Source organism: Roseateles sp. P5_E11 (assembly GCF_054049355.1).
Genome location: NZ_JBFUMO010000356.1, coordinates 1 through 6,106 on the forward strand (window position 1 = coordinate 1; position 6,106 = coordinate 6,106).

Here is a 6,106-nt window from a genome sequence, read left to right on the forward strand (position 1 = left end):
CTGCCAATCAATGCGCCTGGCTTGCTCGGCCCAGAAGGCGTCGCGCTCGCTCAACGATCGTCTGTGGAATTCGGCATAGGACTTGGTCATGCGGGGAGTGTGAATCCGGGGCACTGACGGCAATCTGACCTTTCGCAACACCTTGGCGTGATGAATTGCAGGGTTTTTACGGGGTTCGCCGTCGGCCAAGCCGGGGTTTGCCCTGAAAATCGCGCGCTTTACGTCCGCTTCGATTGACGGTGCCAGGGTGCCCCCCTAACCTCCGCGCCGCTGTCCCACTCCGCTATCGCGACCGCCCACGGTCCGCCCCGGTTTCTCTCTTCCTGAATGCCCTTGTCTGCTGCCCTGCTGAACCGCATCGCTGTTGCCGGCCTCCTGGCCGCCAGCTTTGCTGCGCATGCGCAAGGCGTGGCCCAGGCCGCGACAGTCACGCCGCCACCAGGCACGATGACGGGAGCCTACGGTCAGAGCCTGCAGCAGCAGGCCGCCACGGACAAGGCCAACACCCAACCGGCAGCCGCCACCAAGCCCGCAACGGCCCAGGACGCCGTCAGCCGCTTCCTTAGCGAACGCGGCCTGCTGGCCAGCGCTGAATCGGGCGGGTCATCTCGCCTGCTGGCCAGCGTGCGCGACACCGCGTCCGATCTGGTGCTGTCGGCCATGAACTTCCTTGGCGTGCGTTACACGCGCGGTGGCAATTCGGTCGAGAACGGCTTTGACTGCAGCGGCTTCACCCGCCACATCTTCGAGATGAGCGTGGGCCTGGTGCTGCCGCGCCGCGCCGACGAACAGGCCAAGGACAGCAGCCTGCTGCCCATCCACCAGAACGAACTCAAGCCTGGCGACCTGGTGTTCTTCAACACGATGAAGCGCACCTTCAGCCACGTGGGCATCTATGTCGGCGAAGGCAAGTTCATCCATGCCCCGCGCACCGGCAGCGCCGTGCGGGTGGAAGACATGCGCGATTCCTACTGGGCCAAGCGCTTCACGGGCGCACGCCGCGCAGACCTGAAGGCGGCTGCCGGCGAGGGCCCGGTCACTCGCTAGTTCAAGCGTCCGGGCCGCCGTTCTCGCGCCAGGACTGCGAGAGCAACTCCTTGACGCAGCCCAGCTTGGCTTTCGCGAGCAGCAGCTTCACGCCGCAGCGCCTGGCGCTCCAGAACAGCGGCTCAACGACGCCTGCCTCACGATCGATCCACGCATCGCGCGAATCCTCGTCCTTGATGAAGACGCGCAACTCCGCGCCGTCGGGCGTCATCGTCGCGAAGATCTTGCCCTTCGCGCCTGGCAGCCGGAAGGACGTCAGTTCGTGATGCGGCGTTTCGACCGCACCGGGCAGGCCCAAGGCGATTGCTCGGGCCTGCGCTGCGTTCATCCCGCGATGCGCTTGGCCACCAAGGTCAGGATTTCGTAGCTCGCGCAGAGCTCGTCACGCTGGTTGGTCACGGCCACGTCCCAGCCGATGACGCCTTGCGCGGGCTGGTCGTCGCGCGGCGGGCGGTCGATCTTGCGCTTGGCGGTCAGGCGCGCCTGGATGGTGTCGCCGATCGCCACAGGCGTGACGAAGCGCAGATTCTCCAAGCCGTAGTTCGCGAGCACCGGGCCCGGCGCCGGGCTGACGAACAGGCCGGCCGCGGCCGACAGCACAAAGTAGCCGTGGGCGATGCGCCTGCCGAAGGGCGATTCCTTGGCCGCCACTTCGTCGAAGTGCATGTAGAAGTAGTCACCCGACAGGCCACCGAAGGCGACGATGTCGGCCTCGCCCACCGTGCGGCGGTGGGTCAGCAAGCTCATACCCACCTCGACGTCCTCGAAGTAGCGACGGAAGGGATGGATGTCGCTTTCAGTGACGGTGCCACCGCGCTGGTACTCGCCGGTGACGGCACTCATCATCGTCGGCGAGCCCTGCACCGCGCAGCGCTGCAAATAGTGCTTCACCGCCCGCAGGCCACCCAGTTCCTCGCCCCCGCCCGCGCGGCCGGGGCCGCCGTGCTTGAGCTTGGGCAGCGGCGAACCATGGCCGGTGTTCTCCAGCGCGGCTTCGCGGTCCAGCACCAGCATGCGGCCATGCCAGGCGGCAAAGGTCGGCACAGCTTGCGCAGCGAGCGCCGGCGTCTTCGTGCAGATGGTGCCGACCAGGCTGCCGCGGCCCAGCGTTGCCAGGTGCAGGGCCTCCTCGAAATCGCCATAGGGCAGCAGCGTCGTCACCGGGCCGAAGGCTTCCAGGTGGTGGGCGTCGCTCGCAGCCGAGTCGCGGGCCAGCAGCAGCGTCGGGGCGAAGAAGGCGCCGTCGCTGACACCTTCGCCCTTGGGCGCAAAACCGTCGCGCCCGGACAGCAGCAGCTCGCAGTTCTTGGCCAGTTGGGCCACGCGTTCGGCCACGTCGGCCTGCTGCGCCTTGCTGGCCAGCGCGCCCATGCGCACGCCTTCGACAGCCGGGTCACCCACCACCGTCTTGGACAAGCGCGCCTTCAGTGCAGTGGCCACCGCATCGATGCGGTTGGCGGGCACGATGGTGCGGCGGATGGCCGTGCACTTCTGGCCGGCCTTGGCCGTCATCTCGCGCGCCACCTCCTTGATGAATAGGTCGAACTCCGGGTCATCCGGCGTCACGTCGGGCGCCAGGATGGCGCAGTTCAGGCTGTCGGCCTCGGCGTTGAAGGGGATGCTCTTCTTCAGCAGGTTCGGGTGGGCCTTCAGCATCAGCGCGGTGTCGGCGCTGCCGGTGAAGGTGACGACGTCGGCCTCGTCCAGGCGCTCGAACAGATCACCCGTGCCGCCAATGATGAGCTGCAGCGCGCCGACCGGCACCAGGCCCGACTCGACGATGAGGCGCACGCAGGCCTCGGCCACATAGCTGGTGGCCGTGGCAGGCTTGACCAGGCAGGGCATGCCGGCCAGGAAGCTCGGTGCAAACTTCTCCAGCATCCCCCACATCGGGAAATTGAAGGCATTGATGTGCAGGGCCACGCCCCGCTTGGGCACCATCACATGGCTGCCGATGAAGTGGTTGTTGGCACCCAGCCGCATGGCCGGGCCCTCGTGCAGCACATTGCTGCTGGGCAGGTCCTTGCCGCCGATGGAGGCGTAGGCAAACAAGGTGCCGATGCCGCCCTCGATGTCGATCCAGGAGTCGCTGCGCGTCGCACCCGTATGGGCACTGATGGCGTACAGCTCTTCCTTGCGTTCCATCAGGTAGGCGGCCAGCGCCTTCAGCACGCGGGCGCGGTCCTGGAAATGGGTGCGCAGCAGGCTGGGCAGCGCCGTGCCACGCGCGAAGGCCATGGCCTCGGCAAAGTCCAGGCTCTCTTCATGCGTATGCGCCACCACGCGACCGTTGATCGCACTGGCCAGTGGCTTGGCCGCTCGTTCGCCGACCCAGTGGCCGGCGATGTAACTTTGAAGCGTGCTCACTTGATGAGTTTCCAAGCGCCGTTTTCAATCTGCACCATCACGCGGGCGCGCTGGTCCAGGCCCAGGTGGTCACCTGACGACATGTTGTAGACGCCATGCGCGCCGGCCAGGTTCTTCACGTTTTCCAGCGCATCGCGCAGCGCGGCGCGGAAGGCCGGCGTGCCGGGCTGGGCCTTCTTCAGCGCCTCGGGCGCGGCGGCGGCGAGCAGCAGGCCCGCGTCCCAGGCATGGCCACCGAAAGTCGAGACCGAGCCCTTGCCGTGGGCGGCCTCGTACTTGGCGATGTAGTCCTGGGCGCTCTTCTTCACCGGGTGGTCGGCCGGCAGCTGGGCCGCGACGAGCACCGGGCCAGCGGGCAGCAGCGTGCCTTCGACGTCCTTGCCGCCGACGCGCAGGAAGTCGTTGTTGGCGATGCCATGGGTCTGATAGATCTTGCCGGCATAGCCGCGCTCCCTGAGCGCCTTCTGCGGCAGCGCGGCGGGCGTGCCCGAGCCGGCGATCAGGATGGCGTCGGGCTTGGCGGCGACCAGCTTGAGCACCTGGCCGGTGACCGACGTGTCCGTGCGGTTGTAGCGTTCGCTCGCGACGACGTTGAGCTTCTTCGTCGCAGCGATCTTGTTGAACTCGCCCCACCAGCCTTCACCATAGGCGTCGGCAAAGCCGATGAAGCCGGCCGTCTTGATGCCGTTGTCGACCATGTGGGTCACGATGGCCAGGGCCATCATGATGTCGTTCTGCGGCGTCTTGAAGACCCAGCGCTTTTTCGCGTCGACAGGCTCGACGATGCGTGCCGAAGCGGCCATCGAGATCATCGGCGTCTGCGCTTCTGACACCGCATCGATCATCGCCAGCGAATTGGGCGTGACGGTGGAGCCGATGACGATGTCGACCTTGCTGTCGGTGATGAGCTTGCGCGTGTTGGCGACGGCCGTCGTCGTGTCGGAGGCGTCGTCCAGCACGATGTAGTTGACCTTCTGGCCGCCGATGGTGGTCGGCATCAGGGCGAAGGTGTTCTTCTCCGGAATCCCGAGCGAAGCGGCGGGACCGGTGGCCGACAACGTGACGCCAACGTTGATGTCAGCCTGGGCCGCCAGGCTCAGCGTGGCCGCCAGGGCCAGGGCGAGTTGCTTGAATCGCTTCATGGGGTCGTCTCCTCGGGATGTCATCGGGTTTATGGAATGAGGGCGGGCTGGCGCAGCTGCACTGCACCGAGGCCGCCAAAGAACAGGTCACTGACCAGGGTGGCGAGCGCCTCGTGCGAGAGCTCGCCGTCGGGCCGCAGCCAGGTGAAGGTCCAGTTGATCATGCCAAAAAGCAGCATGGTCAGTGGCTTGTGCAGGTTGGCGTCGCGCAGTTCGGGACGCACCTGGCAGACTGCCGCCGCGAACTCGCTGACGACGCGGCGCTCCACGTCGAGCAGGCGCTCGCGCTCGGCATCGGCCAGGAACTTGATCTCGCTGGTCAGCACGCGGTGCTGGGCCTGGGCGTCGGCATAGGAACGCGTGAAGCGCTCGATGAGGGCGCGCAGCTGCGCGTCGGGCGTCAGCTGCCGGGACTTGACCTCTTCGACCAGGGCCAGCAGCGCATGCACATGGCTGTCGCAGATCTGGGCCAGCAGCTCCTGCTTGTCCTGGAAGTAGTGGTACAGGGTCGGCTTGGCCACGCCGCAGGCCTCGGCGACCTGGTTCATCGACGTGGCGCTGAAGCCCTGCTCGGCAAACAGGCGGGCGGCGGCGGCGAGGATGTCCTCGCGTTGGGCTTCGAAGCCGGGGGCGCGTTTGCGTGCCATCAGCGTTCGTCGAAGGAAATCACGACCCGCTCCGTCAACGGATGGGCCTGGCAGCTCAGGATGAAGCCGGCGGCGACCTCGGCCTTGTCCAGTGCGAAGTTCTTGTCCATGCGCACCTCGCCCTCGATGAGCTTGCAGCGGCAGGTGGAGCAGACGCCGCTCTTGCACGAGAACGGCACATCCATGCCTTCGCGCGCAGCGGCGTCGAGCAGGCTGGGGTCGCTGGAATGGAACTCGATCTCGCGCGACAGGCCGTCGCGGATGACGGTCACGCGGGCCTGGGGCGCATCACCAGGCTTGACCTCGTGGGGCACGGGTTTGCCGGATAGCGTCTCCGGCGTGCCGAAGCGCTCGATGTGGATGCGCTCGGCCGGGATGCCCGAGCCGAGCAGCGCAGCCTCGGCCTGGTCATTCATCTCGAAGGGGCCGCAGACGAAGACTTCGTCAATGCTCGCCGCCGGCACCGGGCCGGCGAGGAAGGCGCTGAGCTTGCCGGCATCCAGGCGACCGCCGTACAGCGGCGCATCGACCACCTCGCGGCTGAAGACCAGGTGCAGGGACAGCCGCGTCATGAAGCGGTTCTTCAGGTCTTCGAGTTCTTCCTTGAACATCGTCGACGCGGTGCGACGGTTCGAATAGATCAGCGTCGCGCGGGCATTCGGCTCGCGCTCCAGCAGCGCCGTCAGGATGGCGATGATGGGCGTGATGCCCGAGCCGCCGGCGATGAAGAGCACATGGCGGCCCTCGGCCTGCGCGGCTGGCATCAAGAAGCGCCCTTGCGGCGGGTAGGACTCGATGACGTCGCCGGCCTTGAGCTGCTCATGCACCCAGCTGGAGAAGGCGCCGCCATCGACGCGGCGGATGCCGACCTGCAGGCGGCGGTCGGAGCAGATGGAGTAACTG

At 66.9% G+C, this 6,106-nt stretch carries 7 protein-coding genes; 1 reads left to right on the top strand and 6 read right to left on the bottom strand.

All coding sequences use genetic code 11. The features are described 5' to 3' along the window. Positions 1-90 (bottom strand): acetyl-coenzyme A synthetase N-terminal domain-containing protein (locus ACXJKR_RS21700; protein ID WP_457324588.1); only part of this gene is annotated, 90 nt, incomplete at its 3' end. Positions 91-333: 243 nt separating this feature from the next. Here ACXJKR_RS21700 and ACXJKR_RS21705 point away from each other — a divergent pair. Further along, positions 334-1,047 (top strand): C40 family peptidase, encoded by a 714-nt coding sequence (locus tag ACXJKR_RS21705; RefSeq protein WP_457324583.1) that lies wholly within the window; start codon positions 334-336, stop codon positions 1,045-1,047. A 1-nt stretch (position 1,048) separates the two neighbouring features. Here ACXJKR_RS21705 and ACXJKR_RS21710 read toward each other — a convergent pair whose 3' ends face one another. The 5 genes from ACXJKR_RS21710 to ACXJKR_RS21730 all read right to left on the bottom strand — a co-directional run. Next, positions 1,049-1,375: an MmcQ/YjbR family DNA-binding protein gene (locus ACXJKR_RS21710; RefSeq protein ID WP_457324584.1), complete on the bottom strand. Its 327-nt coding sequence runs from the start codon at positions 1,373-1,375 to the stop codon at positions 1,049-1,051. Further along, a complete protein-coding gene (paaZ, locus tag ACXJKR_RS21715; RefSeq protein ID WP_457324585.1) occupies positions 1,372-3,414 on the bottom strand; it encodes a phenylacetic acid degradation bifunctional protein PaaZ in 2,043 nt (680 codons plus the stop codon). Before paaZ ends, ACXJKR_RS21710 begins: the two co-directional genes overlap by 4 nt. Further along, complete coding sequence (locus tag ACXJKR_RS21720; protein WP_457324586.1) at positions 3,411-4,556, bottom strand: ABC transporter substrate-binding protein; 1,146 nt, start codon at positions 4,554-4,556, stop codon at positions 3,411-3,413. Before ACXJKR_RS21720 ends, paaZ begins: the two co-directional genes overlap by 4 nt. Positions 4,557-4,585: 29 nt before the next feature. After that, positions 4,586-5,203, bottom strand: coding sequence for a TetR/AcrR family transcriptional regulator (locus ACXJKR_RS21725; protein ID WP_056195246.1), 618 nt, complete (start codon positions 5,201-5,203; stop codon positions 4,586-4,588). Beyond that, positions 5,203-6,106 (bottom strand): 2Fe-2S iron-sulfur cluster-binding protein (locus tag ACXJKR_RS21730; RefSeq protein ID WP_457324587.1); only part of this gene is annotated, 904 nt, incomplete at its 5' end. The genes ACXJKR_RS21730 and ACXJKR_RS21725, both read right to left, overlap by 1 nt.